The sequence below is a fragment of the Marinobacter vinifirmus genome (genome assembly GCF_002258215.1).
GTDB lineage: Bacteria > Pseudomonadota > Gammaproteobacteria > Pseudomonadales > Oleiphilaceae > Marinobacter > Marinobacter vinifirmus.
In genome coordinates this window covers 221,517-245,101 of sequence record NZ_NEFY01000002.1, presented here as the reverse complement: position 1 = coordinate 245,101, position 23,585 = coordinate 221,517, and the positions used below count along the sequence as shown (strand labels likewise).

21 protein-coding genes and 1 tRNA gene are annotated in these 23,585 nt (G+C 58.8%); 14 read left to right on the top strand and 8 right to left on the bottom strand.

Annotated features, from left to right (window positions below; all coding sequences use genetic code 11):
* Nucleotides 1-58: 58 nt before the first annotated feature.
* The 4 genes from B9Q17_RS03540 to B9Q17_RS03525 all read right to left on the bottom strand — a co-directional run bounded on the left by B9Q17_RS03540 (nucleotide 59) and on the right by B9Q17_RS03525 (nucleotide 2,566).
* Nucleotides 59-135 (bottom strand) — tRNA-Val (locus B9Q17_RS03540).
* A 43-nt stretch (nucleotides 136-178) separates the two neighbouring features.
* A complete protein-coding gene (locus tag B9Q17_RS03535) occupies nucleotides 179-1,138 on the bottom strand; it encodes a DMT family transporter (RefSeq protein WP_094624138.1) in 960 nt (319 codons plus the stop codon).
* Nucleotides 1,139-1,239: 101 nt separating this feature from the next.
* Nucleotides 1,240-1,842 carry a YceI family protein gene (locus B9Q17_RS03530; RefSeq protein WP_094624137.1) on the bottom strand — a complete coding sequence of 201 codons (603 nt, stop codon included), beginning with the start codon at nucleotides 1,840-1,842 and terminating at the stop codon, nucleotides 1,240-1,242.
* Entirely contained in the window at nucleotides 1,823-2,566 is a 744-nt protein-coding gene (locus tag B9Q17_RS03525) for a CDP-alcohol phosphatidyltransferase family protein (protein ID WP_094624136.1), read from the bottom strand. Before B9Q17_RS03525 ends, B9Q17_RS03530 begins: the two co-directional genes overlap by 20 nt.
* A 111-nt stretch (nucleotides 2,567-2,677) precedes the next feature.
* On the opposite strand from B9Q17_RS03525, the gene B9Q17_RS03520 reads away from it, so the two are divergent.
* Genes B9Q17_RS03520 through B9Q17_RS03505 form a run of 4 tightly spaced genes read left to right on the top strand, consistent with a single transcriptional unit; the run spans nucleotide 2,678 to nucleotide 6,916 of the window.
* Complete coding sequence (locus B9Q17_RS03520; RefSeq protein WP_094624135.1) at nucleotides 2,678-3,658, top strand: zinc-dependent alcohol dehydrogenase; 981 nt, start codon at nucleotides 2,678-2,680, stop codon at nucleotides 3,656-3,658.
* 12 nt (nucleotides 3,659-3,670) lie between these two features.
* On the top strand, nucleotides 3,671-4,069 hold the full coding sequence (locus tag B9Q17_RS03515; RefSeq protein WP_094624134.1) for a 6-pyruvoyl trahydropterin synthase family protein: 399 nt from the start codon (nucleotides 3,671-3,673) through the stop codon (nucleotides 4,067-4,069).
* Nucleotides 4,056-5,975 carry a glycosyltransferase family 4 protein gene (locus B9Q17_RS03510; RefSeq protein ID WP_094624133.1) on the top strand — a complete coding sequence of 640 codons (1,920 nt, stop codon included), beginning with the start codon at nucleotides 4,056-4,058 and terminating at the stop codon, nucleotides 5,973-5,975. Before B9Q17_RS03515 ends, B9Q17_RS03510 begins: the two co-directional genes overlap by 14 nt.
* Entirely contained in the window at nucleotides 5,960-6,916 is a 957-nt protein-coding gene (locus B9Q17_RS03505) for a lysylphosphatidylglycerol synthase transmembrane domain-containing protein (RefSeq protein ID WP_094624132.1), read from the top strand. Before B9Q17_RS03510 ends, B9Q17_RS03505 begins: the two co-directional genes overlap by 16 nt.
* On the opposite strand, the gene B9Q17_RS03500 is transcribed toward B9Q17_RS03505, so the two are convergent.
* Nucleotides 6,917-7,789: a RibD family protein gene (locus B9Q17_RS03500; RefSeq protein WP_094624131.1), complete on the bottom strand. Its 873-nt coding sequence runs from the start codon at nucleotides 7,787-7,789 to the stop codon at nucleotides 6,917-6,919.
* A gap of 119 nt (nucleotides 7,790-7,908) precedes the next feature.
* Between B9Q17_RS03500 and B9Q17_RS03495 the strand changes: the two genes are divergently transcribed.
* Nucleotides 7,909-8,325, top strand: a complete 417-nt coding sequence (locus B9Q17_RS03495) for a helix-turn-helix domain-containing protein (RefSeq protein ID WP_094624130.1) — start codon at nucleotides 7,909-7,911, stop codon at nucleotides 8,323-8,325.
* A 20-nt stretch (nucleotides 8,326-8,345) separates the two neighbouring features.
* On the opposite strand, the gene galU is transcribed toward B9Q17_RS03495, so the two are convergent.
* On the bottom strand, nucleotides 8,346-9,182 hold the full coding sequence (galU, locus tag B9Q17_RS03490) for a UTP--glucose-1-phosphate uridylyltransferase GalU (RefSeq protein WP_094624129.1): 837 nt from the start codon (nucleotides 9,180-9,182) through the stop codon (nucleotides 8,346-8,348).
* Between the two features lie 322 nt (nucleotides 9,183-9,504).
* On the opposite strand from galU, the gene B9Q17_RS03485 reads away from it, so the two are divergent.
* The 9 genes from B9Q17_RS03485 (at nucleotide 9,505) to prpF (ending at nucleotide 21,515) form a co-directional block, all read left to right on the top strand.
* Nucleotides 9,505-10,710, top strand: a complete 1,206-nt coding sequence (locus B9Q17_RS03485) for a ShlB/FhaC/HecB family hemolysin secretion/activation protein (RefSeq protein ID WP_094624128.1) — start codon at nucleotides 9,505-9,507, stop codon at nucleotides 10,708-10,710.
* Between the two features lie 91 nt (nucleotides 10,711-10,801).
* Complete coding sequence (locus B9Q17_RS03480; protein WP_094624127.1) at nucleotides 10,802-12,340, top strand: glucan biosynthesis protein G; 1,539 nt, start codon at nucleotides 10,802-10,804, stop codon at nucleotides 12,338-12,340.
* 15 nt (nucleotides 12,341-12,355) lie between these two features.
* Nucleotides 12,356-12,613 (top strand): hypothetical protein, encoded by a 258-nt coding sequence (locus B9Q17_RS03475; protein WP_094624126.1) that lies wholly within the window; start codon nucleotides 12,356-12,358, stop codon nucleotides 12,611-12,613.
* Nucleotides 12,606-14,711, top strand: coding sequence for a glucans biosynthesis glucosyltransferase MdoH (gene mdoH / locus B9Q17_RS03470; protein ID WP_094624125.1), 2,106 nt, complete (start codon nucleotides 12,606-12,608; stop codon nucleotides 14,709-14,711). The genes B9Q17_RS03475 and mdoH overlap by 8 nt, the downstream gene beginning before the upstream one ends.
* A gap of 92 nt (nucleotides 14,712-14,803) precedes the next feature.
* On the top strand, nucleotides 14,804-15,484 hold the full coding sequence (locus B9Q17_RS03465) for a GntR family transcriptional regulator (RefSeq protein WP_094624124.1): 681 nt from the start codon (nucleotides 14,804-14,806) through the stop codon (nucleotides 15,482-15,484).
* 17 nt (nucleotides 15,485-15,501) lie between these two features.
* Nucleotides 15,502-16,389 (top strand): methylisocitrate lyase, encoded by an 888-nt coding sequence (gene prpB / locus B9Q17_RS03460; protein ID WP_058340762.1) that lies wholly within the window; start codon nucleotides 15,502-15,504, stop codon nucleotides 16,387-16,389.
* Between the two features lie 179 nt (nucleotides 16,390-16,568).
* Nucleotides 16,569-17,702 (top strand): bifunctional 2-methylcitrate synthase/citrate synthase, encoded by a 1,134-nt coding sequence (prpC, locus tag B9Q17_RS03455; protein WP_094624123.1) that lies wholly within the window; start codon nucleotides 16,569-16,571, stop codon nucleotides 17,700-17,702.
* A gap of 13 nt (nucleotides 17,703-17,715) precedes the next feature.
* Nucleotides 17,716-20,340: a Fe/S-dependent 2-methylisocitrate dehydratase AcnD gene (gene acnD, locus B9Q17_RS03450; protein WP_094624122.1), complete on the top strand. Its 2,625-nt coding sequence runs from the start codon at nucleotides 17,716-17,718 to the stop codon at nucleotides 20,338-20,340.
* The gene (prpF, locus tag B9Q17_RS03445) at nucleotides 20,337-21,515 is read left to right on the top strand and encodes a 2-methylaconitate cis-trans isomerase PrpF (RefSeq protein ID WP_094624121.1); all 1,179 of its coding nucleotides are present in this window, start codon (nucleotides 20,337-20,339) and stop codon (nucleotides 21,513-21,515) included. The genes acnD and prpF overlap by 4 nt, the downstream gene beginning before the upstream one ends.
* Nucleotides 21,516-21,576: 61 nt before the next feature.
* On the opposite strand, the gene B9Q17_RS03440 is transcribed toward prpF, so the two are convergent.
* Both B9Q17_RS03440 and B9Q17_RS03435 read right to left on the bottom strand, forming a co-directional pair.
* On the bottom strand, nucleotides 21,577-22,314 hold the full coding sequence (locus B9Q17_RS03440) for a THxN family PEP-CTERM protein (RefSeq protein WP_094624120.1): 738 nt from the start codon (nucleotides 22,312-22,314) through the stop codon (nucleotides 21,577-21,579).
* A gap of 222 nt (nucleotides 22,315-22,536) precedes the next feature.
* Nucleotides 22,537-23,580 carry an ExeA family protein gene (locus B9Q17_RS03435; RefSeq protein WP_058340767.1) on the bottom strand — a complete coding sequence of 348 codons (1,044 nt, stop codon included), beginning with the start codon at nucleotides 23,578-23,580 and terminating at the stop codon, nucleotides 22,537-22,539.
* Nucleotides 23,581-23,585: the final 5 nt, after the last annotated feature.

The window sequence follows — 23,585 nt, the reverse complement described above, 5'->3', positions numbered from 1 at the left end:
GAAACAAAAAAAGCCAGTGCTTACGGGAATCGTAAGTGACTGACTTTTCAGGCAAGACTGGTAGGACCACGCGGATTCGAACCGCGGACCTCTACCATGTCAAGGTAGCGCTCTAACCAACTGAGCTATGGTCCTGTCTCGCAACGGAGACGAAATATACGGATTTCGCGGGGGTTGGTCAACCTCTTTGAGGCTGATTTTTGGCTTTCAGCAGGCCTTTGATGGCGCGGCTCAGGGCGCTCCAGCGGTTCACCAGCAGTGCTGCGAAGATCAGGCCGCAACCGGCCATTTGCAGGGCGGTCATGCTTTCGCCAAACCAGGCGGTGGCGAACAGTGCTACCCACACCGGTTCCAGTACCAGTATCACCACTCCGTGGCTGTGTATCGAAAGGCTCTGGGCATAGGTTTGCAGCAGAAAGCGCCCCGCAGTGGCGACGACTGCGCTGGCCAGTACCCATACATAAAGCATGGGGGGCGGGTTGGTCAGGGTGGGCGCCCAGGGCTCGCTGATGGCGGATTCAGCCAGGGTAACCAATCCCACGGTCAGCAACGCCATGGCCGTTAGCGGTAATGCCGGTACCTTTTGTTTCTGGATGGTTTCGCCGCGCTTGTTAACCACGGTGCGCTGGTTGGCGGCCCGGGTATTCAGGGTGAAATACAACGCGAAGATGAACGCTGCGGCCACGAAATAGAGTTGCCCGGGGTCTGGCCGGAAGCCGTTTTCCAGGGAAAGCAATGCCAGGCCGGAGACGGCGATGGGGATGGCCAGCCAGGTGCTGATGGGTTGTGGTTCGCCAAATACCAGTCGCGCCAGTACCGGCACAATCACCACACCCAGGCTGGTCAGAAAGGCACCTTCGCCCATGCTCTCGGCGTGGAACAGGCCCATAATCCAGCAAGTCATCGCGATGCCGAACACGGCGCCCACGCCAACGGCGCGGCCAAGCTGGTCTGCGCTCAGTCGCAGGAGTGACGGCAGGGCGATAAGGGCCAGCACACTGCCTGCTATCAGAAACCGGGCTGCCATAAACATTAACGGTGGCATCATCAGCACCGCTTCTTTGGAGAACATCCAGCCGAATGCTGCGAACAGAGTAACGACAACAAGCAGCAGATCGGATTTGTGGGCGTCAGACATGATCGAACCAGGCCAGCTGTATGGGAAAGGTTGATCAATCTATCGTTAGGGTACTAAAAAATAAAGCAGCGAAAACCGAGGGGTAGCAATTCGCACAATGATCAAAACCAGCCACCGTCTTTAATAGCTTCAAAACCGAACCGGAGCGTTACTTCATCGCCCACCATGCCGTTGTCGACGCCGTAGGTCATACCCCAGTCGCTGCGCTTGATGACGGTTTCGGCGCTGATGCCCAGCGTGTACTCCTCATGGCCGAAGGGGTACTCCGCCGATTTGTTCAGGGTTACGTCTACATCCACGGGGCGGGTCTGGCCCAGGAGGGTCAGGTCGCCGGTTACGGTGCCGGTGTTGTCTCCGGTTTTTTCAAAACCGGTGACCACAAAGGTGATCTCGGGATGAGCTCCGGCGTTCAGGAAATCCTTGTTACGCACGTGGTCATCACGTTTTTCGTGGTTGGTGAACACGCTGGCGGCTTTGAACATCAGTTTGCCTGAGCTGAGCTCTCCGGTTTCCTCGTCGTATTCAAACTCTCCTTCAATGTCCCGGAACATGCCCATAACCGGGGCATAGCCCACGTGCATGATTTCGAAACTCATGGAGAAATGCTCTTCATCCACCACAAATTTAGCGGGCGCCGCTTGCAGGGCCAGCGGCAGGAGCAGAAGGGCAGAGGCGGTGATTGCTTTAAGGTTTGGCAGAGTCATGGTTGTGTCTCCGTTGATAGAGCCAGCGAACGTCCACAAAAAACGACCAGGCAAGCAGCACAAGCGCAAGCCCGAGGGTGAGGCTGGCAAAAACCGGTGGAATGATGGGAATAACAGCGACCATCAGGGTAACTACCTGCCAGACACAAACCGTTTTGCGGCGAAAACTGTCTGGCAGGTTGGCGTTGAGCCAGGCAAAGCCAAGGCTGGCGGCGATAAAGGCATAGCGCATAAGGCCGAGGGCCAACCCCCAGGTGCCGGCTTTATCGAGTGCCAGTACGGCAAGGCACAGCCCGAGGATAAACAGCGCGTCGAGTTCCATATCAAAACGGGCACCGAATTCGCTGTGGCTGCCAGTGGCGCGGGCGACTTTGCCATCCACGCCATCCAGAATCAGGGCTCCCAGGCTGAGCAGTGCGTAGGTCCACAACGCCGGAGCCGGCTGCCCGCCGAGATAGGGTGCCCAGGCGATCAGTGCCAGTACAATAACCGAACGGGCGAGGGTAGCCCGATTGGCCCACCCAAAAGGCTTTCGCCCCGGCCAGTAACGAAGAATCAGTGCGCCCTGGACTGCATACAGCACAGCACTGAGAGCAAGAAAGCCGGCGGGCAGGCTGAATGCCAGTTGCAGGGCTAATGCCAACACAAAAAGTGTGAAGCCCCCAACAACGAGGTCTTTCGCTGTGGTGGATGTGGGCGTGGTTGTGGTGCTGATGGAATCCATACACCGTTGCGTCCGTATAGCCTGTAAGTGGCGTGAGCAAGGCCCCGTTTTGTAACTATAGTTTGGGGATACTGTTTTTGCGTACGCAGCCAATCAGAAAATGGACTCTTCATGCAACTAAATAAGAACGAAGCCTTCTGGATAACCGGGTTTCAGGCATCGGAACTCCGGCCGGCTCCGGAGCCGGAGCGCTCTCAACCAGGCTCCGGGCAGGTGGTGGTTCAGGCCCTTTATTCGGCGATCAGCCGGGGGACTGAATCTCTGGTGTACAACCAGCGGGTGCCGGTCACCGAGCACCAGCGTATGCGGGCGCCGTTTCAGGAAGGGGATTTTCCCGGGCCGGTGAAGTATGGCTACGCCAGTGTTGGCGAGGTGCTGAACGGGCCAGCCGATTTGCAAGGCCAACGGGTGTTCTGCCTCTACCCGCATCAGCGGCGTTATTCTGTGCCGGCCGAGGCTGTTATTCCGCTGCCTGCCGCTGTGCCACCGGCCAGGGCGATACTGGCCGCCAACATGGAAACAGCAGTCAACGGCGTTTGGGATGCCCAGCCGGCGGTCGGGGATCGCATTGCGGTGGTTGGCTTGGGTGTGGTGGGGCTGCTGGTAGCATGGTTGGTTAGCCGGATTCCCGGTGTGGAACTGCTGGCCATCGACCCGAACGGGCAACGGCAGGCAGTGGCCGAACGGCTGGGCTTTGCTTTCTCCACTGAACCGGATATTGCCGACTGTGACCTTGTGATTCACGCGTCCGGCCAACCTGCGGGGTTGGCGACGGCATTGGCCCTGGCGGGGGCAGAAGCACGGGTAATTGAACTCAGCTGGTATGGAGACCAGCCCGTTCAGGTACCCTTGGGGCAGGCCTTCCATCCCGGGCGCCTGACGCTGAAATCCAGCCAGGTTGGCCAGCTGCCCGTGGAACGGCGCCCGCGCTGGGATCATCGCAGGCGGCTGGCGCTGGTCCTCGAGTTATTGGCTGCCCCGGAGCTGGATGTTCTGATCAGCGGTGAGTCGCGTTTTGAAGCGCTTCCAAAGGTGGCGGCCGATATACTCAGGCCCGGTGCCGATGCACTTTGCCATCGTATTGTTTACTAAAAGGAAATCCAGATGTTCAGTTTGACCGTTCGCGATCACATGATGATCGCCCACAGCTTTAACGGAGATATTTTCGGCCCGGCCCAGGGGCTGCACGGTGCCACCTATGTGATAGACGTCACCTTCGAGCGCCATGTGCTCGACAGCAATGACCTGATTGTCGACATCGGCCAGGCTTCAGAACTGCTCAAAGAAGTGCTTTCTGAATTTAACATGAAGAACCTGGACGACTTGCCCGAATTTGCCGGACGCAACACTACCACCGAGTTCATGGCCAAGGTGGTGTTTGATCGCATGGCCGCAGCCATCCATGCCGGCCGGTTGGGCGAAGACGGTAAGGGTGTGGTCAGCCTGAAAGTAACCCTGGGCGAATCCCATATTGCCTGGGCCAGCTACCATGCCGGTATCTGAACTCTGGTTTGTGGTGCCCGGAGACCCTCAACAGAACACCGGGGGCTACCGGTATGTACGCAAACTTGCTGAGGCCCTGGCAGACACAGGGTTGAAGGTTCACCTTGATGGGCTGGAGGGCGAGTTCCCCCGGCCGGATGGCACAGCCATCAATGCCATGGACCGCTATTTGAAAGCGTTGCCAGAGGGCGCATCCGTTGTTCTGGACGGCTTGGCGATGGGTGGAATGCCCGAGGTGCTGGAGCGCCACCGGAAGCGTTTGAAGCTGATGGCGCTGGTACATCACCCACTGGCAGACGAAAGCGGGCTGTCAGCCGCCGAACAAGCCTGGCTGAAAGATGCCGAGACGCGCGCTCTCGCCTGCGTTTGCAAGGTGTTCACCACCAGCTATTATACGGCCCGCAGGCTGGCTCATTATGGGGCTCCAGCCGCCTCGGTCACTGCAGCTTTGCCGGCCGTGGATGACGAATTCTTTGCTCTGTCGACATGCTCAGAGCCAGCCCGAGATCCATCAAATCCTGTGCAGATCCTGTGTGTGGGGCATTTGTCCCGGCGCAAGGCCCAGCACCAGTTGGTGCAGGCGCTGGCTGAGCAGGCAACGGATGCCTGGTTTTGTACCCTGCTTGGCAGCGATCAGAGAGATTCGATGTATTCGGCGGATGTGAAGGCGCAGGTACATGCATCAGGGTTGGCCGGTTGTATTCGCCTGACCGGTGAGGTCTCGGAAACCGGGCTGTGGAATGCCTATCAGCAGGCAGACCTGTTTGTGCTGCCCTCGGAGTATGAAGGTTATGGCATGGTGGTGGATGAGGCCCTGACCTGCGGCCTGCCAGTGCTCAGCTCCGATGGTGGCGCACTGAGGGAAACCGGTGCCCGTTCGGGTGTGCAGCTGTATCCGGCGGGTGACGTTGCAGCACTTGGGCAGGCTCTGGCGGGGTTGCTTGAGAATCCCGACGAACTGGCGCGCCTGAGAGCCGGAGCCCGTGAAAGCCGGGCCAGGATACGGCGCTGGCGAGACACCGCCGGGGACTTCCTGGCTGGCCTTGAGAGCGAACAAAATGCAGATCCTGCTCGCTTTGATGATCACTGGCTGCGGGCGAGGGAGCCGGCGGATCACCGGGCAAGAAACCCGAAACTCACAGGCCAGCTGGCGGCCTGGCTACAGGTTCGCCAGTATCGTTATCAGCGCACCCGGGACACCGTCAGGCCCCTTCAACTGGTGGATGTTGGTACTGGCCGGGGGTCGAACCCAGTGTACCTTGCGCCCCGCCTGCCCGGGCCGCAGCACTGGGCCCTTATCGAGCCCGACGGCAGCCTGGCCGGCACCGCGGCGGAGCGGGTTCAGGGTACCGGCGTATCGGTAAGCTTAAGGACAGAAAGCCTGTCGGCAGGCAATATGCAGGATGAGCTGCCGGCAGATGCTGACCTGGTCTGTGCTTCGGCATTGATTGACCTGGTCAGTGACGAATGGTTGCAGGCTTTGGTACGTGCCGTGGTTGCCCGCAATGCGGCTGTTCATGTTGTGCTCAGCTACAGTGGGCGCTTTGAGCTTTCACCTGAACACCCGTCAGACGACAGGCTCCGGGCGCTGGTCAACCAGCATCAACATGGCGAGAAGGGCACCGGTGCCGCACTGGGGCCAGATGCCACCCGCCGGCTGCGGGCCTTGCTGGTGGCCACTGGCTACCAGGTGTCTGTAGCGCCCAGCCCCTGGCAGCTGGATTCGGGCGAGCAGGACCTGGCGCTTTTGTTAATGACGGGCTGGGCCCGGGCAGCGACCGAACAACAGCTTTCGGCAGGGGCAGAAATCAACCGCTGGCTCCACACCCGCAAACAGCAACTGGCTGCCGGCGAGCTGCGAATTTCCGTCGAACACGAGGACCTGCTGGCATGGCCACCCGCCTGATCCTTCGATGGCTGGTTACAGTGGCCTTGCTTGGGCTGGTGTTGTCGCTGTTGGATACCGGAGCGTTGCAAGCGTCCCTGGCCAGACTTTCTGTACCGTTTATCGTGCTGATGCTGGCGGTATCGGTGGTACAGGTGGCGCTGTCGGCCTGGCGTTGGTGGTATACCGCCCGCCGGCTCGGGGTTTCCCTGAGCTATCCGGTTGCAATCCGTGAATACTATCTCGCAGGCTTCCTGAACCAGGTACTTCCGGGCGGCGTGATGGGGGATGTGAACCGTGCCTGGCGGCATGCCCGGGCCCCGGTGGGCGAGCCGCTATCTGGCAACGCCACCAGGGCCACCAGGGCCATTGTCCATGCTGTGATGCTGGAGCGCTTGTCTGGCCAGTTGGTGCTGTTACCGGTGGCAGTGCTGGCGATGGCGGCGCTGTGGCTGAGTGGCCGGTTTGAACTTCAGGCTGCTTACGCTGGAACCTCACTTAGCGCTGGTGCAGGCATGGTGGCTCTGGTGCTGGCGGGTGTGGGTGCCTCCTTCATGCTTCGCCGGAAAAATGGAGGCAGGCTCCGGAGTTATTTGCGAAACCTGGGTGCAGATCTCCGGAAGGCTTTCTATGGCTGGCGCAACGCCTGCTTGCAGTGCCTGACCTCCCTGCTGGTGCTGGGTACTTACCTGGCGGTCTTCCTGCTTCTGGCGGCGGATATGGATGTCTTGGGGCAGGGCGTGTCCCCCTGGATGCTGGCCGGGCTCTGTGTGCTGCTTTTGCTGGCGATGGCGGTGCCTGTCACCATTTCCGGTTGGGGCGTTCGCGAGGGCGCAGCCGCTTTGCTCTGGCCGCTGGCCGGCCTGCCTGCGGAGCAGGGGGTGGCTCTGAGTGTGGGTTATGGCGCTATGGTGTTTCTGGCCAGTCTGCCCGGCGCCCTGGTACTGGTTTCCGGGCGTTGATCAGCTGCGGTCCGGGTAGAAAGACAAGTCAAACAACATATCGCTCCCCAGGTTTACCAGCTGCGCTTCCGGCCGCAGGGCCTCATCAAGCTGGTCAATCTCTGGCAGGGAAAAGGCCGGGCGGCCACTGCCAATAATCATCGGCGCCACCATCACATGCAACCGGTCCAGCAGGCCGGCCCGCAGAAACGACGACACAGTCACGCCGCCGCCTTCGATAAAAATCTTGCGCAAGCCAAGGTCCTGTAACACCTCGAGAATATACTTGGGGTCGACCGGTTGCGTGTCGCTGCTGCTGCCCAGGCAGGGCACCCGGGTGACGGCACCGGGCTCTATGCGCTGCTGGCCCGGCTGATAGTGCCCGGCAACCAGGTGCAGGGTGGGGGCCGCTTTGTCGGTAAACAGGTGATGGCTTGCCGGTACCCGTTCGTGGCGGTCGATCACCACCCGTACCGGGTTCCGGCCGGGTGCACGGCGAACGGTCAGCCGGGGGTTGTCTGTGCTTGCGGTACCTGCGCCCACTACAACCGCGTCACACAGGGCACGGATCCGGTGCAGGTGGGTAATGCCGTCGTCGCCATTGATAAACCGGGAACAGCCGGTCACGGTGGCGATGCGGCCATCCAGGCTCTGGCCTAACTGGCCAATCACCCGGATGCTGCTGGCGTCTTCCAGTGGCCGGCACAGGGGCATGAATAAGGAAAACAGACTGTGCACCTGTTCGCTGGCGGGTTGTACCAGCTCCCAGCTTTTACCGTTAATTTTCAGGGCGGGTTGATCAGAGCCCGGCGCCGGCAAGGTGATGTTGCTGCGGTTGGCGGCGTCGAGAATCAGTTGCCATGCGATGTCGGTGTCCAGTGCGTTCCTGACCATGGGCTACCTGCGTGTATGTTTGTTGTGATTTCAGTATAGGAACATTGTGTACAAAGCTGTAGGTACGCTACATTTTCAAATTGATTCACTTTTTCTCAAATTTTCAGGGGCATTGAGACATGCGCTACCTGCAATCGTTCAACAGGCGCCTGCGGCATGTAAGGGAGCAGGGGCAGCTGTCTTTGGCCGATATTGCTGAAATCTGCGGTGTAGACGAGGCGCGGGTGCGCAGCTGGGAGGCGGAAGATGGCCGCCAGCGGGGCTTTCCCGGGGTTACTGAATTGCTGGATCTGTGTCTCAGGACCGAGACGCCCCTTGAACAGCTGCTCGATATGGAAGAGGCCGGAGACGGTGACCAGCTGGAGCTGCCAGGCCTGGCCTTCAGTAACAGTGATGATCTTTCGGTAGCGCTGCAGGAGCTGGAGCAGGAAATCAGCCGGGTTCAGCTGACAGACGGCGAGGCGGAACTGCTGCGCCGGTTCCGCAAGACAACAGACGATAACCGGCGCATGGTTCTGCAGTTGCTGGGGCGCTAGGCGCCCCGGATTCCGCTTTTTTAGTTCTCTTTCTTGTAGATGTTCTCGTAAACGTAGTTGGTGGCCTCTACAAAGCCATCAATGCTGCCGCAGTCAAAACGCTGACCCTTGAACTGGTACGCCAGCACACAGCCATTCTTCGCCTGCTCCAGCAGGGCATCGGTAATCTGAACCTCACCATTCTTGCCCGGCGGTGTGCGCTCGATAATGTCGAAAATGTCCGGGGTAAGAATGTAGCGGCCGATAATAGCCAGGTTGCTGGGCGCGTCTTCCGGTGCCGGTTTCTCCACCATGTCGGTAATGCGGTAGAGACCATCCTTCATGGATTCGCCCGCAATCACACCGTATTTATGGGTTTCGTCTTCCGGTACTTCTTCAATGGCCACAATGGAGCAGCGGAACTGGTTATACAGCTTGACCATCTGGGTCAGAACGCCGTCACCATCTTCCGGGCCCACGCAGAAGTCATCTGCCAGCACGACCGCAAACGGGTTGTCGCCCACCAGGTTGCGGCCAGTCAGGATGGCGTGGCCCAGCCCCTTCATTTCATTCTGACGGGTAAAGGCAAAAGAGTTGTTGTTGATCAGATCCCGGATGGAGGTAAGCAGGCCTTCCTTGCCGGTACCGGCAATCTGGTGCTCCAGCTCGTAACTGATATCAAAATGATCCTCGATGGCGCGTTTGCCGCGGCCAGTGACAAAGCCGAACTCATGAATGCCAGCATCGGCGGCTTCCTCCACCCCGTACTGCACCAGAGGCTTGTTAACGATCGGCAGAATTTCCTTGGGCATGGCCTTGGTGGCCGGAAGAAAGCGGGTGCCGTATCCGGCAACCGGGAAGAGGCACTTTTTGATCATGATGTTCGTCCTTAATCTGGAATCTGGTGATTTGCTTTAGTAACCCACAAAGCGTGCCAAGTGTAACCAAGTTGTATGGCGAGTTGGAGGGTTTCGTTTCCGAGTGTTGATTTCCGGTAATTCTGTGGACTGTTTCCGATGTAAGAAGAGCGCTTGATATCTCTAGAAAATCGTTTCAATAACGCATTTAACTACATGATTTAGCGAAACATTAAATTTGTAAAGTTATGATGATCAGGGTGGTTCAATAACCCGGATTCTTTTAAAGTGGCACCGCATTAACGGATTTACATGATTTTGACATTTGCCCGGATTTCGCAAGGTGCCGCAACTGATCTCCAAACCGTCTGGCCGCTGGAAGCTCTTGTCCGCACTGTTTTTGTGCGTGGCGGGCGCGTACTGTCCGCCGGCGGCAGCCTCTGAGTCGACGCTCGCCGGCAATGCCAGCCAAACCACCCGGGAAGCCCTTCTGCCCCAGAATGCCTTGCAGGCGACCCGGGAGCACTGGCTGCGCTCCAGAATGCAGTTCTCCGGGCGGACCAACCGTGATGCCGAACACCGGGATGGTGCCCTGAACCTGGGGTTGAAGGGCCTGTTCTGGGCGAATCATCGGGCAGATGTTCGATACAGCGACGCCAAAACCTACCGGGTAGGTAATGAGCGCCGGGTGCTGGGGTTCAGTTATGGTCTGCCGCTGGCGGGCAATCATCTGGATGTGGAACTCAGGAACACGGCCTATGAGGCGGTGTCCCGGGCAGATGGCGCTCGCTTTCAGAAGGAAGGCCGCACCCGAAACCTGATCGTGACAGGGCGCCGTGCGCTGTTCTCCTCCTATGGATATCAGTTTCTTGGCCGTGCCAACTACGCCTCTGTGGACCAATACTGGACGCGTCACAGCGACGAGGTGCACCGCTCCAGCTATCAGATTTCCAGCCTGGGGCTGGAGGCCAATGGACACCACAGTCTGTACGGGGGCTTTAGTCTGAACACCGGTTTGCGGGCAGTCACAGGCATTGAAGCCGAAGTGGCTAACTCGTCGGGCTCAGAAGGCAACCAGCGCGAGGAACAATTCGGGCGCATGGTGTTCACGGCATCGCTGGATCGCGAGCTGCTTGCCTGGCACTGGGACGTGGACGGGCAGTACCAGCTGGCGTCTGAGGATATACCCGGTTCGCAGCATCTTCGGGTAGCCGGAGCCGGTCTTACGGCAGGTTTCAACGGTCAGTCACTGAGTGTGGCAGAGGGTGGCTGGTTGCGCCTGGGCAGCAGCAGCCCGGAGTTTGGCCTTCCGTTCTTTCCCCGGGTTTCGTCCAGTGTTCGCCTTTCCGTACTCCGGGGCTGGGTTCCAGATGAATCATTCCAGCAACATCAGGCCGGCCATGTCACCTCGGGCGAGGTTTCCTGGGGGGTAACCGCTCAGCAATTCAGCGCCGATGTCAGCCTTGGCCGGGTGCTGACAACCACCACGGAAGCCATTGCGATCCCCGACCGTCCAGACGTTCGCTTTACCATGAGCATGCAGATCTAGCCTTTCGATTCGCTTACCAACTTGTCACTTGTCGCAGCCCTCGGGCGCGGTGCTACATTGAAAGGACAAACCGCGAACCGAGGATGGAACAATGCACGCAGGGAAAGTATGGCTGGTGGTTCTGGGGTTGTTCTCGTTGTTTCCCCTTCATGCTCAGGCATTCCAGTTTCAGGACGTTGTTGATAAAGCAAAGTCGAAAGCAGGCTCGGGATACGAGGCGCCTGCCCGCATTCCCGACTTCATGGCGGATCTGAGCTACGACGATTATCAGTCCATCCGGTTTGACCCGAGCAAAAGCCTTTGGCGAGAAGCATCGTCCCGGTTCCAGGTGATGCTGATTCCGGCAGGAAAGTTCTATACCCGGCCGGTCAGTATCAATGTTGTGGACAGTGAAGGCGTCCATTCCCAGGCGTTTGATAAAGGCCTTTTCAATGTGGAAGACCCGGAGTTGCGGAAACGTGTTCCGGCGGATCTCGGATATGCTGGACTCAAGCTGACGTTTCCCTTTGACGGGAAGGATGTTGCCAACCAGTTTCTTGTCTTTGCTGGCGCGAGCTATTTCCGGGGGGTGAGCAAAGATACGGCATTTGGTCTCTCGGCACGGGGTATTGCCGTGGATACGGGCTTGCCGTCCGGGGAGGAGTTCCCCGACTTCACGGAATTCTGGTTGGAGCGCCCGGCCAAAAACAGCGACCACATCCGTGTCTATGCGCTGCTCGATGGGCCCAGTCTCACCGGTGCTTATCAGTTCACGGTCTACCCGGGCGAACCGACAAGGGTAGACGTGAAAGCCCGGCTGTTCTTTCGGGATGCCATTGAATTGCTGGGCCTTGCGCCGCTGACGTCCATGTTCTACTACGGTGAACACACGCCCAGACCGCTGGGGGAGTGGCGGCCCCAGGTTCACGACTCCGATGGCCTGCTTATTCACGACGATGCCACCGGAGAATGGCTGTGGCGACCTTTGATGAACCCGGAGCGGTTGGCTACGAGTTTTCATCAGGTCAAACGTGTTGGTGGCTTTGGCCTGGTCCAGCGTGACCGGGAATTTCGCCATTACGAAGACCTTGAAGCTCGCTATGAGCGGCGCCCCAGTGCCTGGGCAAGTACAGAGGAAGACTGGGGAAAAGGCAATGTGGTACTGGTTGAAATCCCCACCAATGATGAAACCAATGACAACATCGTTGCCTTCTGGAGCCCGGACGGCCAGGTGGCGGCTGGCACCACGCGGGAACTGGAATACTCCATCCGTTTTGGTGGGCCCGACGTGGCACCACATCCTGGAGCCAGGGTAGTAAACACCTTTGTTGGCGCTGGCGATCGTATTGGCGGCGGTGATCAGGCGGGCGCCTATCGAATTCTGGTCGATTTTGCCGGTGGATCGTTGGCCGAGCTTGGGCCCGATGCTCCGGTGGTCAGCAAGGTGACTGGCGGTGAGGGCGTAGAGGTTCTGGAACACTTCGTCGAATGGGTGGAGCCAGAGAATCTCTGGCGCTTGTCCATACTGGCCCGGCCAGCCCCGGATCGCACTCTGCAGCTACGTGGCTTTCTGATGGCAGATGATGAGGTGGCCACGGAAACCTGGAGCTATGCCTTGCCGCCGGGTACCGGTTTACGGGCAGAACCCTGATCAAGGGAGGTGTGTATGGACGCATTGACTTCTTACCAAATGCTTGGCCGGCTTCTGGCGTACCTTGAAATGAGTGGTGCCGGGGCGGATAGCGGTGCCTTTGATAACGCATTGGCGTTACTGTCCAATGAGCACGCGGGTGACGATCAACGGGTTGCGTTTGAAATGCTCATATCGCGAATCCCTGATTACTATCCGGTGCCAACCGTAGACATTCCGCCTGTGGCACCGCCGGTACAGCGGGGCAGTATCGGGTACTTCTCCGATGACTGATTCGCCAGCTCCTTCCTCTCCCTGGCGTCTCCGGGCGTCGATCCGGCGCCTGGTACTGACGCTGCTGGTGGCAGGCCAGACGGTATTGGCGTCCTGGTTTCTGCTCCAGGTGTTGCCGTATCACGGCGGCAATCTCGTCGAGTGGCTGATTGTGGGTGTTTTTGCCCTGCTTTATCTGTGGATTGCATTCGGGTTCTGGATTGCGGTGTACGGGTTTTTGCTTCGGCTTACGGGCGGTGATCGGAAGTCTCTGCTTAAACGCCATTCGCCGGCGGAGCTGGAAGCAACGGAGTTGTCGAGAACCGCGATTGTCATGCCCCTCTACCACGAACCAGTGGCCTGGACCCTGAAGGGACTCAAAGCCATCTATCTCGACCTGGAGCGATCCGGCCGCCTGGATGATTTTGATTTCTTTATTCTCTCCGATAGCCAGAACCCGAACGTCTGGCTGGAAGAACAGCAAATCTGGCGGCGGTTGGTAGAGGAGCTTGGCGCCCACGGCCGACTGTTTTACCGCAGGCGCCGGGTTAATCTGAATTTCAAGAGCGGTAATGTCGCTGATTTTCTGCGGCGTTGGGGCAGCCAGTATCAGTATATGGTGGTGCTTGATGCCGACAGTCTGCTTGCCGGGGAAACCATCCGCACCATGGTCCAGGTGATGAACCGGGAGCCCCAGGTTGGCATCCTGCAAACAGCACCCACGATTATCAATGGCCGTTCCGCGTTCGCCCGTATTCAGCAGTTTGCCAGCCGGCTTTATTCGCCTCTGTTTGCCACCGGGTTGGCGGCCATACAGATGGGGGATGCGGCCTTCTGGGGGCATAACGCCATTATCCGAATTGCCCCTTTCATGGCCCATTGCGGCCTGCCAAAACTCAAGGGAGTGGGAATCTGGCGTGGCCCGATTATGAGCCACGATTTTGTGGAAGCTGCGTTTCTGGGGCGGGCAGGGTACGAAGTGTGGCTGGAGCCTACACTGGCCGCCAGCTATGAGGAATCTCCGCCCACCCTGGATGATGAACTTGCCCGCGACCAGCGCTGGTCCAAGGGGAACCTGCAACATGCGGCGCTCATGCTGTTTGCGCCGAGGTTGCGCCTTGCCCATCGATTTGCCTTCCTCAATGGCATTATGGCCTACGCCGCATCGCCGTTGTGGCTGCTATTTCTGGTGTTAACCACCATTGCCGCGGTTCAGCTTACCATCGCACCGATTGATTATTTTCCGGATGGCCGTGAGAGCCCCTTTCCTCTATGGCCGGAGTGGCGCCCTGCATGGGCGATTACGCTGGTGGCGAGCACCATGTCGCTCCTTTTTATGCCCAAGTTTCTGGCCATCGCCGATGTCGCTGTGCATCGGGCGATGCTCGGATTTGGTGGTTTTGCCAGGCTGTTGGTCAGCGTGCTGCTGGAAATTGTTGTGTCGGTACTGCTGGCTCCCATCCGAATGCTGGCGCACAGCCACGCCGTGATCTCCGCCCTGTTTAACGTCAGGTTGAGCTGGGCAGGGCAGAACCGCACCGAGGAGACCGGTTGGCGCGAGGCCAGTGTGCGCCATCTGCCGGGGCTGTTAATTGGTGGCGCCTGGTCGGCCTTTGCCTGGACCCTGGACCCTATGTTTTTCTTCTGGTCATTACCGGTTTCGATACCGCTGATGCTTGCGGCACCAACGACGGTGTGGCTTAGCCGGTTGCAAAGCGGTGAAGCCCTGGCGCGGAATGGGTTTTTGTTAACACCGGAGGAACGGGCGGCGATACCGGTACTGGATGATGCCCGTCGGTTCCGTGATGAACCCCCGCAGGAATCGCCGCTTGCGCCGATTGAGCAAGCGGTGCTTTCGCCTGTTGTCAACAAGCTCCACTGTCATCTGGCCCGGAAGCACGCCAGGGGGTTGAAGAGAAGCGTCATTGCCGACGAGCTTGAGGCGTGTATCGCTCGAGGCTATCAGGGCATGGACCAGGGCAGGCTGTCGCTGATGCTGGAAGACGCAGAGGCTTTGGCAATCCTGCATCGGCGCGCCTGGAGCGCGGCGCCGGATTCATTCTGGGGGCGACGTGTTCACAAACTGGTGTTGCGCTGGCAAGGTCAGTCCGGCCTGTAAACAATCATACTTAAGGTGTAGGTCGAATTGTTGACAATCGTGAGAGGTAGGCGTAGCTTCACGCTAAATAACCTCTGGATTGTTAACAAAGCATGATTCAGGCACAGTTGCAAACCCAAACCCGCGCCGATGAGGCCTTTGATTGTCTGCAAACGGCTATTGTGAAGGGCGATCTGGCGCCGGGCGAAAAAATCGGCGAAGTCGAGCTCTGTTCCCGCTTAAACCTTACCCGAGGCCCGCTGCGTGAAGCGTTGGGCCGCCTTGAATCTCGTGGATTGCTGGTCAGGCGCCCTCACGCTGGTGTGAAGGTGGTGTCCGTTAGTGCCGCAGAACTTCTTGAGTTGTACCGAATTCGTGAAGTCATGGAGGGGCTGGCAGCCCGGCAGGCGGCTGAACGCATGCCCGATGAAGAAATCCGTGATCTCCTGGCCACGCTCGATAGTCACGAAAAAATGATTGAGGAAGCTCAGGGCCAGGCCTACTACCAGGCCGAGGGTGACTACGATTTCCACCACCGGATTGCCACCGGCAGCCGCAATGCCAAGCTGGCCCAGATGCTCTTGGGCGACCTTTATTACATGGTGCGCATGTACCGTTACCGGTTAAGCACCTCCGCCGGGCGCCCGCACATGGCGCTGGGTGAACACCGCCGTATCGTCGAAGCCATTGCCCAGCGCGATGGAGAACTCGCCGAATTCCTGATGAAAAGACACATCAACGCCGCCCGCAAGAATATTGAGAAAAAGATTCAAGAAGGCGTTCTAACTATCTGAACAAAGAGGTAAATGACATGGCTAACAAACTCTCCCCCGGTGCCCGTTTCCGCAAGGCCCTGAAAGAAAACCAGCCGCTGCAAATTGTTGGTACTATCAATGCCTACGCCGCCATGATGGCAGAGCGGGTAGGGCACCAGGCCATTTACCTTTCCGGTGGTGGTGTGGCTAACGCCTCCTACGGCCTGCCGGACCTGGGCATGACCACCATGAACGATGTGGTAGAAGATGTGCGCCGCATTACGGCCGCCACAGACGTACCGCTGCTGGTGGATATCGACACCGGTTGGGGCGGAGCCTTCAACATCGGTCGTACCATCCGTGAAATGGAACGCGCCGGTGCTGCTGCGGTTCATATCGAAGACCAGGTTGCCCAAAAACGTTGTGGCCACCGCCCGAACAAGGAAATCGTTTCCAAAGAGGAAATGGTTGACCGCATCAAGGCTGCGGCCGATGCCCGGGAAGACAAAGACTTCTTCATCATGGCCCGTACCGATGCCTTCCAGAAAGAAGGTCTGGAAGCTGCGATTGACCGCGCCAAGGCGTGCATTGAAGCCGGTGCAGACGGTATCTTCGCCGAAGCAGTACACGAGCTGAGCGACTACAAAGCCTTTGCCGAGGCGATCGATGCGCCGATTCTGGCCAACATTACGGAATTCGGGGCCACGCCGCTGTACAACAAGTCTGAACTGGCCGAAGCCGGTGCAGCTATGGTTTTGTACCCGCTGAGCGCCTTCCGCGCCATGAACAAGGCCGCGCTGACGGTGTACCAGAACATCCTCGAGAAGGGCGACCAGAAAGACGTGGTAGACCTGATGCAGACCCGTATGGAGCTGTACGATTTCCTGAACTACCACGATTTCGAGCAGAAGCTGGACCAGCTGTTTGCCCAGAAGAAAGACTGATAACTAGGGAAATGTTGGAGTAAGGGGACTGGGAGTAAGTGGAGTAAGGGGGTCTGACCCCGTTCGGGGTCAGACCCCTGTCGAACTCGGGGTCAGACCCCCCTGCCAGACTTCTGTCGAACTCCTGACATCGCTTGATTTAATTAAAACGAACAAAACAGAAACTACGGGAGACCAACATGGCTGAAGCAAAGAAACTAGGTGGAGCAGGCCTGCGCGGCCAGGTAGCTGGCGAAACTGCCCTGTGTACCGTTGGCAAAACCGGTACCGGCCTGACCTACCGCGGCTATGACGTTACCGACCTGGCTGACAACGCCCAGTTCGAAGAAGTGGCCTACCTGCTGCTGCGTGGCAAGCTGCCGAACCAGGCCGAGCTGGATGCCTACAAAGGCAAGCTCAAGAGCCTGCGCACCCTGCCGGATGCCCTGAAACTGGTGCTGGAGCAGATCCCCAAAGACGCCCACCCGATGGACGTGATGCGTACCGGTTGCTCCATGCTGGGTAACCTGGAAACCGAGCAGGACTTCAGCGAGCAGGACGACAAGATCGACCGTATGCTGGCGGTGTTCCCGGCCATCATCACCTACTGGTACCGCTTCGCCCACGAAGGCGTGCGTATCGATACCGCCAACACTGAGAGCGATTCCATCGGCGGTGTGTTCCTGGAGCTGTTGCACGGCAAGAAGCCGAGCGAGCTGCACGAGCAGGTGATGAACGTTTCCCTGATTCTGTACGCCGAGCACGAATTCAACGCGTCGACCTTCACCGCTCGCGTTTGTGCCTCCACGCTGTCTGACATCCACAGCTGCGTAACCGGCGCCATCGGTTCCCTGCGCGGCCCGCTGCACGGCGGTGCCAACGAAGCGGCCATGGAGCTGATCCAGAAGTTCCAGACTCCGGAAGAAGCCGAAGCCGGCTTGATGGGCATGCTGGAGCGCAAAGAGAAGATCATGGGCTTCGGGCACGCTATCTACAGCGAATCCGACCCGCGCAACGCCATTATCAAGAAGTGGTCCGAGAAGCTGGCCAAGGAAGTGGGCGACACCGTGCTGTACCCGGTATCTGTTCGCTGCGAAGAGGTTATGTGGCGCGAGAAGAAGCTGTTCTGTAACGCCGACTTCTTCCACGCGTCTGCCTATCACTTCATGGGCATCCCGACCGAGCTGTTCACCCCGATCTTCGTAATGTCCCGGGTTTCCGGCTGGACCGCCCACGTAAAAGAGCAACGCGCCAACAACCGAATCATCCGCCCGAGTGCCGAATATACCGGCCCAGAGCACCAGGATTGGCTGCCGATTGGTGAGCGTTCTTAAGAGGTTTTAAACCATGAATACCGAATTCAGAAAAGCCCTTCCAGGTACCGACCTGGAATACTACGACACCCGCCAGGCGGTGGAAGCCATTCAGCCGGGCTCCTATGCCAAGCTGCCGTACACCTCCAAGATCCTGGCCGAGCAGCTGGTGCGTCGTTGTGACAAGGAATCCCTGACCGATTCCCTGAAGCAGCTGATCGAGCGCAAGCGTGACCTGGACTTTCCCTGGTACCCGGCCCGTGTGGTGTGCCACGACATTCTGGGCCAGACTGCCCTGGTAGACTTGGCCGGCCTGCGTGATGCCATTGCGGAGAAGGGCGGTGATCCGTCTAAAGTTAACCCGGTGGTGCCCACCCAGCTGATCGTGGATCACTCCCTGGCGGTGGAAGCACCGGGCTTTGATCCGGACGCGTTCGAAAAGAACCGTGCCATCGAAGACCGCCGTAACGAAGACCGTTTCCACTTCATCAACTGGACCCGCACTGCGTTCCGTAACGTGGATGTGATTCCGGCCGGTAACGGCATCATGCACCAGATCAACCTGGAGAAAATGTCTCCGGTGATCCAGAACCGCCCGGACGAAGACGGCCATCCGATCGCCTTCCCGGACACCTGCGTAGGTACCGACAGCCACACCCCGCACATTGATGCCCTGGGTGTCATTGCTGTGGGCGTGGGTGGCCTGGAAGCAGAAACCGTTATGCTGGGCCAGCCTTCCATGATGCGCCTTCCGGATATCGTGGGTGTGAAGCTGACTGGCAAGCGCCAGCCGGGCATCACTGCCACCGATATCGTCCTGGCCATTACCGAGTTCCTGCGTAAGGAGCGGGTGGTTGGTGCCTACCTGGAATTCTTCGGCGAAGGCGCTTCCAGCCTGACCATCGGCGACCGTGCCACCATTTCCAACATGACTCCGGAATACGGTGCCACCGCCGCGATGTTCTACATCGACGAGCAGACCATTGACTACCTGAAGCTGACCGGCCGTGAGCCCGAGCAGGTAGACCTGGTAGAGAAGTTCGCTAAAGAAACCGGCCTGTGGGCGACTGAAATGACCGAAGCCCAGTACGAGCGTGTGCTGGAATTTGATCTGTCCACCGTTGTGCGTAACGTGGCTGGCCCGTCCAACCCGCACCGCCGTGTGGCGACTTCCGACCTGCACGATCGCGGCATTGCCGTGAACCTGGACAAGGCCCTGGAAGAAGAGAAGAAGGGCCTGATGCCCGATGGCGCGGTGATCATCGCGGCGATCACTTCCTGCACCAACACCTCCAACCCCCGCAACGTTGTGGCTGCCGGCCTGCTGGCGAAGAAAGCCAACGAGCTGGGGCTGGTGCGCAAGCCCTGGGTGAAATCTTCCTTCGCACCGGGCTCCAAGGTTGCCCGCCTGTACCTGGAAGAAGCCGGCCTGCTGCCGGAAATGGAAAAACTGGGCTTCGGTATCGTGGCCTACGCCTGCACCACCTGTAACGGTATGTCTGGTGCGCTGGATCCGAAAATCCAAAAAGAAATCATCGACCGCGACCTGTACTCCACTGCGGTGTTGTCTGGTAACCGCAACTTCGACGGCCGGATTCACCCCTACGCCAAGCAGGCGTTCCTGGCGTCTCCGCCACTGGTTGTGGCCTACGCCATCGCCGGTACTGTGCGTTTCGATATCGAACAGGACGCCCTGGGCTACGACAAGGACGGCAAGCCGGTCACCCTGAAAGACCTGTGGCCGTCTGATGAAGAAATCGACCGCATTGTGGGCGAGTTCGTTAAGCCGGAGCAGTTCAAGCAGGTGTACATCCCGATGTTCAACCTGGATGAAGCCGAGCAGGCCAAGAGCCCGCTGTACGAGTGGCGCCCGCAGTCCACCTACATTCGCCGCCCGCCGTACTGGGAAGGCACCATGGCCGCCGAGCGTCAGCTCAAGGGCATGCGCCCGCTGGCGATCCTGCCGGACAACATCACTACGGATCACCTGTCGCCGTCCAACGCCATCATGATGGACTCCGCCGCTGGTGAATACCTGCACAAGATGGGCCTGCCGGAGGAAGACTTTAACTCCTACGCAACCCACCGTGGTGACCACCTGACCGCTCAGCGTGCCACCCTGGCCAACCCGAAACTGTTCAACGAAATGGTGCGGGACGAAAACGGCGAAGTGGTGCAGGGTTCCCTGGCCCGTGTGGAGCCGGAAGGCAAGACCATGCGCATGTGGGAAGCCATCGAAACCTACATGGAACGCAAGCAGCCGCTGATCATCATCGCTGGCGCCGACTATGGGCAGGGTTCTTCCCGTGACTGGGCCGCCAAGGGTGTTGCCCTGGCGGGTGTGGAAGCCATCGTTGCTGAAGGCTTCGAGCGCATTCACCGTACCAACCTGATCGGCATGGGTGTAATGCCCCTGCAGTTCGAGGAAGGCACCACACGCCAGACCCTGCAGCTGGACGGCACGGAAACCTACGACGTAGAAGGTGCCGCAGCCCCGGGTGCGAAGCTGGAACTGGTCATCCACCGCAAGACCGGTGAAGAAGACCGGGTACCGGTAATCTGCCGACTGGATACCGCGGAAGAAGTCACCGTGTACACCGCCGGCGGCGTACTGCAGCGCTTCGCCCAGAACTTCCTGGCGTCTGAGGGGGCGGCATGAGCTTCCCCCCACAGATCAAGGTTCCAGCCACTTACATGCGTGGCGGTACCAGTAAAGGCGCGTTTTTCCGGCTACAAGACCTGCCGGAAGCGTGCCAGGTGCCCGGTGAGGCCCGCGACAAGCTGCTGCTTCGGGTGATCGGCAGTCCCGATCCCTACGAGAAGCAGATCGACGGCCTGGGTAACGCCACCTCCAGTACCAGTAAAACGGTGATTCTGGCCGCACCGACGCAGCCGGACCACGATGTGGACTACCTGTTCGGTCAGGTGGCGATCGACAAGCCGTTTGTGGACTGGAGCGGTAACTGCGGCAACCTCACCGCTGCCGTAGGCGCCTTCGCCATCAACGGCGGCTTTGTCGCCAAAGAACGTATTCCGGACAACGGTATCTGCACCGTGCGAATCTGGCAGGCCAACATCCAGAAAACCATCGTGGCCCATGTACCCATCACCAATGGTGAAGTGCAGGAGACCGGTGATTTCGAGCTGGATGGCGTGACCTTCCCGGCCGCCGAAGTGAAGATCGAATTCATGGACCCGGCCGATGGTGAAGGTTCCATGTTCCCCACCGGCAACCTGGTGGATGACCTGGACGTGCCGGGTATCGGAACCCTGAAAGCGACCATGATCAACGCCGGAATACCGACCATCTTCCTGAACGCGGAAGACATCGGTTACAAAGGCACGGAGCTGCAGAACGACATCAACAGCGACCCGAAAGCGCTGGCCATGTTCGAGACCATCCGTGCCCATGGCGCAGTTAAAATGGGCTTGATCAAGGATGTTGCCGAGGCGGCTAACCGTCAACACACGCCGAAGGTGGCGTTTGTGGCCAGGCCGGCGGATTACGTGTCTTCCAGCGGCAAGCAGATCAATGCGGCGGATATCGACGTGCTGGTTCGCGCCTTGTCTATGGGCAAGCTTCACCACGCCATGATGGGTACCGCAGCCGTCGCTATCGCAACGGCTTCCGCGATTCCCGGAACACTGGTGAACCTGGCTGCCGGCGGCGGTGACCGTACCGAAGTGACGTTCGGCCACCCCTCCGGAACTCTGGGTGTGGGAGCTGAAGCGAAAGAAGTGAACGGCGAATGGGCCGCCACCAAGGCCATCATGAGCCGCAGTGCGCGGGTTATCATGGAAGGCTGGGTGAGGGTGCCTGGCGATACCTTCTGAGCAACGCAGTGCCGCCCCGGAGCCCCGCGGGGCGGCACTGGATTTGCCTACACAGAACGTGTCAGGCGGCCTGGCGGAATTTCCTTCTCAGGCCGAGGCCCGTGAGGCCCAGACCCAGCAAAGCCAGAGTGCCGGGTTCCGGGACGTCCGCAACGTCGGAGGTGAACACGCCCCTGAGGGTTGCCACGTTGGTTGCGTCTTCCACGGTCCAGAAGTCATCGGCCAGTTCTCCATTGTAGAAGAAGCCAAGAATGTCGATGTAGTAATCGACCCCTCCGATCGAAATGCTGTCGGAGGCTCCCACATTCAGGCTAAAGGTGACCTGGTCTGCGCAGCCGTTTGAGTTTACTCCCGAACCCTGACCCCCGCCGTCAGCACAAGGGGTCGCCCCGTTCGGTGTTTCATCATGCAGAAAATCGAAGTAAGAGGTTATCGAATACGGGTTGCTGTCTATCTCCAAGTCCGTCACCACCTTAAGTGTTGCTGAAAGCAGCGATGCGGAATTTGCAGAAATCGGGTTGTTGAAATGGGTAAACGTCCCCAGGTCAAAAGCCACCTCCTCAGCAATGCCCAAGACAGGGGGAGGGGTGACAGAGTCAAAGCGATAACCGCTCGGACCACTAGAACCTGACCCCCAACGAATTTCTTCGCCCGATCCAACGATATCAATAGGAGGTGACCCTGGGTTGGTTGCTGTCCAGGTGCCGACCACGTTGTTGATGTCAATCGTAGCTGCTGATGCGGCCCCTGTTGTTAATGCTGCGGCAGCCATGCCTGCCATCAAAATTTTCCTGTTCATAATGTTCCCTCACTGGCAAAAGCCTTGTTTCTACTCCTTGGTCCACGAATAACTGGACGCCCACACACCCCAGCACTGCCCGTACCAAGGGGGAACTTTCCGAATTTAATCAGGCTCCTGAGGCAGCGATAGCCTCGTATACCCGCTAATATTGCTTGTAGGTTGTAAAGAAAGCGGACAGTTGCGGGCGGGACTGGCAAGGGAGCGAGCGCCTCAGGGGGGCTATTTCTTCCGGATCAGGCTGGTCAGGTTGTCCAGGGATTTTTTGAAGCTGTCGTCTGTGTGCCCGTCAGGGAATAACCTGGTCAATTGGGCCTCGATTTTTTCCAGCGCACTGGCGATGCGGTCCAGGCTACGCTCAGAGTTTGATGGTGCAGCCTCAGGGCCGGTGGTCGAAGGTGGCGGGGTGGGGTAGGCGGGGGTTGTTTGTGGACGGTACCCGGAGCGGGGCTTCTTGCGCACCGGCTCTTCGCCCAGTATCTCGGTACGAATAGAGTTCAGGTCGTGCGGGTCAATAAACGGCCGGTCTTCGGAGTAGGCGCACATCAGCATGCCGTCGCACAGTTTGTTGATCAGCCTGGGAATGCCGCCGCTGATCTTGTGAATCTCCCGTACGGTTTCTTCATCGAACAGCTTGTTGCCGCCATGGCCGGAAACCAGTAGCCGGTAATCAATATACTCGGCGGTTTCTGCCGGAGTGAGGCCCTCTAGGTGGAAAAACAGTTTCACCCGCTGGGCCAGTTGCGGAATCGATGTTATGGCCTGTCGCAGTTCCGGCTGGCCGAGCAGGATCACCCGCATGGACGGCCCGCCCATACTCTCCATGCCGGTGAGCATGCGGATATCTTCCAGGTTCTCACGGGTCAGGTTCTGGGCTTCATCGATGGTCAGCACCACCGGGGTGCCTTCCCGCGCCATGCTCTCCAGATACTCGGTAATCTGGAACAGCATGGCCACCTTGGTGTCGTCTTTCACTTCCAGCCCGGCCTTGCGCAGGATCAGGGCAAACAGGTCCCGGGATTCCAGGTTGGTGTAGGAAATGTTCAGCAGCTTGAGGTTGCCTTCCAGGTTCCGGATGGTTTTCTTCAGCAGAGTGGTCTTGCCCGAACCAATCTCGCCACTGATCACCACAAAACCTTCCGAACTCCAGATGGCGGAAGACATGTACACGTAGGCCCGCGAATGCTGCTGGCTCATGTAGATGAAATCGTCTTCCGGGGTGATGCGGAAGGGGTGTCGATGTAGTCCGAAGAAGTCCAGGTACATAGTCA

Bases quoted from the DNA above. Each gene is read 5' to 3' on its own strand.
- B9Q17_RS03480 (WP_094624127.1), top strand. From the start codon at position 10,802: ATGCACGCAGGGAAAGTATGGCTGGTGGTTCTGGGGTTGTTCTCGTTG.
- mdoH (WP_094624125.1), top strand. From the start codon at position 12,606: ATGACTGATTCGCCAGCTCCTTCCTCTCCCTGGCGTCTCCGGGCGTCG.
- B9Q17_RS03515 (WP_094624134.1), top strand. From the start codon at position 3,671: ATGTTCAGTTTGACCGTTCGCGATCACATGATGATCGCCCACAGCTTT.
- prpF (WP_094624121.1), top strand. From the start codon at position 20,337: ATGAGCTTCCCCCCACAGATCAAGGTTCCAGCCACTTACATGCGTGGC.
- prpB (WP_058340762.1), top strand. From the start codon at position 15,502: ATGGCTAACAAACTCTCCCCCGGTGCCCGTTTCCGCAAGGCCCTGAAA.
- prpC (WP_094624123.1), top strand. From the start codon at position 16,569: ATGGCTGAAGCAAAGAAACTAGGTGGAGCAGGCCTGCGCGGCCAGGTA.
- B9Q17_RS03520 (WP_094624135.1), top strand. From the start codon at position 2,678: ATGCAACTAAATAAGAACGAAGCCTTCTGGATAACCGGGTTTCAGGCA.
- B9Q17_RS03510 (WP_094624133.1), top strand. From the start codon at position 4,056: ATGCCGGTATCTGAACTCTGGTTTGTGGTGCCCGGAGACCCTCAACAG.
- B9Q17_RS03500 (WP_094624131.1), bottom strand. From the start codon at position 7,789: ATGGTCAGGAACGCACTGGACACCGACATCGCATGGCAACTGATTCTC.
- B9Q17_RS03535 (WP_094624138.1), bottom strand. From the start codon at position 1,138: ATGTCTGACGCCCACAAATCCGATCTGCTGCTTGTTGTCGTTACTCTG.
- acnD (WP_094624122.1), top strand. From the start codon at position 17,716: ATGAATACCGAATTCAGAAAAGCCCTTCCAGGTACCGACCTGGAATAC.
- B9Q17_RS03525 (WP_094624136.1), bottom strand. From the start codon at position 2,566: ATGGATTCCATCAGCACCACAACCACGCCCACATCCACCACAGCGAAA.
- B9Q17_RS03465 (WP_094624124.1), top strand. From the start codon at position 14,804: ATGATTCAGGCACAGTTGCAAACCCAAACCCGCGCCGATGAGGCCTTT.
- B9Q17_RS03495 (WP_094624130.1), top strand. From the start codon at position 7,909: ATGCGCTACCTGCAATCGTTCAACAGGCGCCTGCGGCATGTAAGGGAG.
- B9Q17_RS03505 (WP_094624132.1), top strand. From the start codon at position 5,960: ATGGCCACCCGCCTGATCCTTCGATGGCTGGTTACAGTGGCCTTGCTT.
- galU (WP_094624129.1), bottom strand. From the start codon at position 9,182: ATGATCAAAAAGTGCCTCTTCCCGGTTGCCGGATACGGCACCCGCTTT.
- B9Q17_RS03435 (WP_058340767.1), bottom strand. From the start codon at position 23,580: ATGTACCTGGACTTCTTCGGACTACATCGACACCCCTTCCGCATCACC.
- B9Q17_RS03475 (WP_094624126.1), top strand. From the start codon at position 12,356: ATGGACGCATTGACTTCTTACCAAATGCTTGGCCGGCTTCTGGCGTAC.
- B9Q17_RS03440 (WP_094624120.1), bottom strand. From the start codon at position 22,314: ATGAACAGGAAAATTTTGATGGCAGGCATGGCTGCCGCAGCATTAACA.
- B9Q17_RS03530 (WP_094624137.1), bottom strand. From the start codon at position 1,842: ATGACTCTGCCAAACCTTAAAGCAATCACCGCCTCTGCCCTTCTGCTC.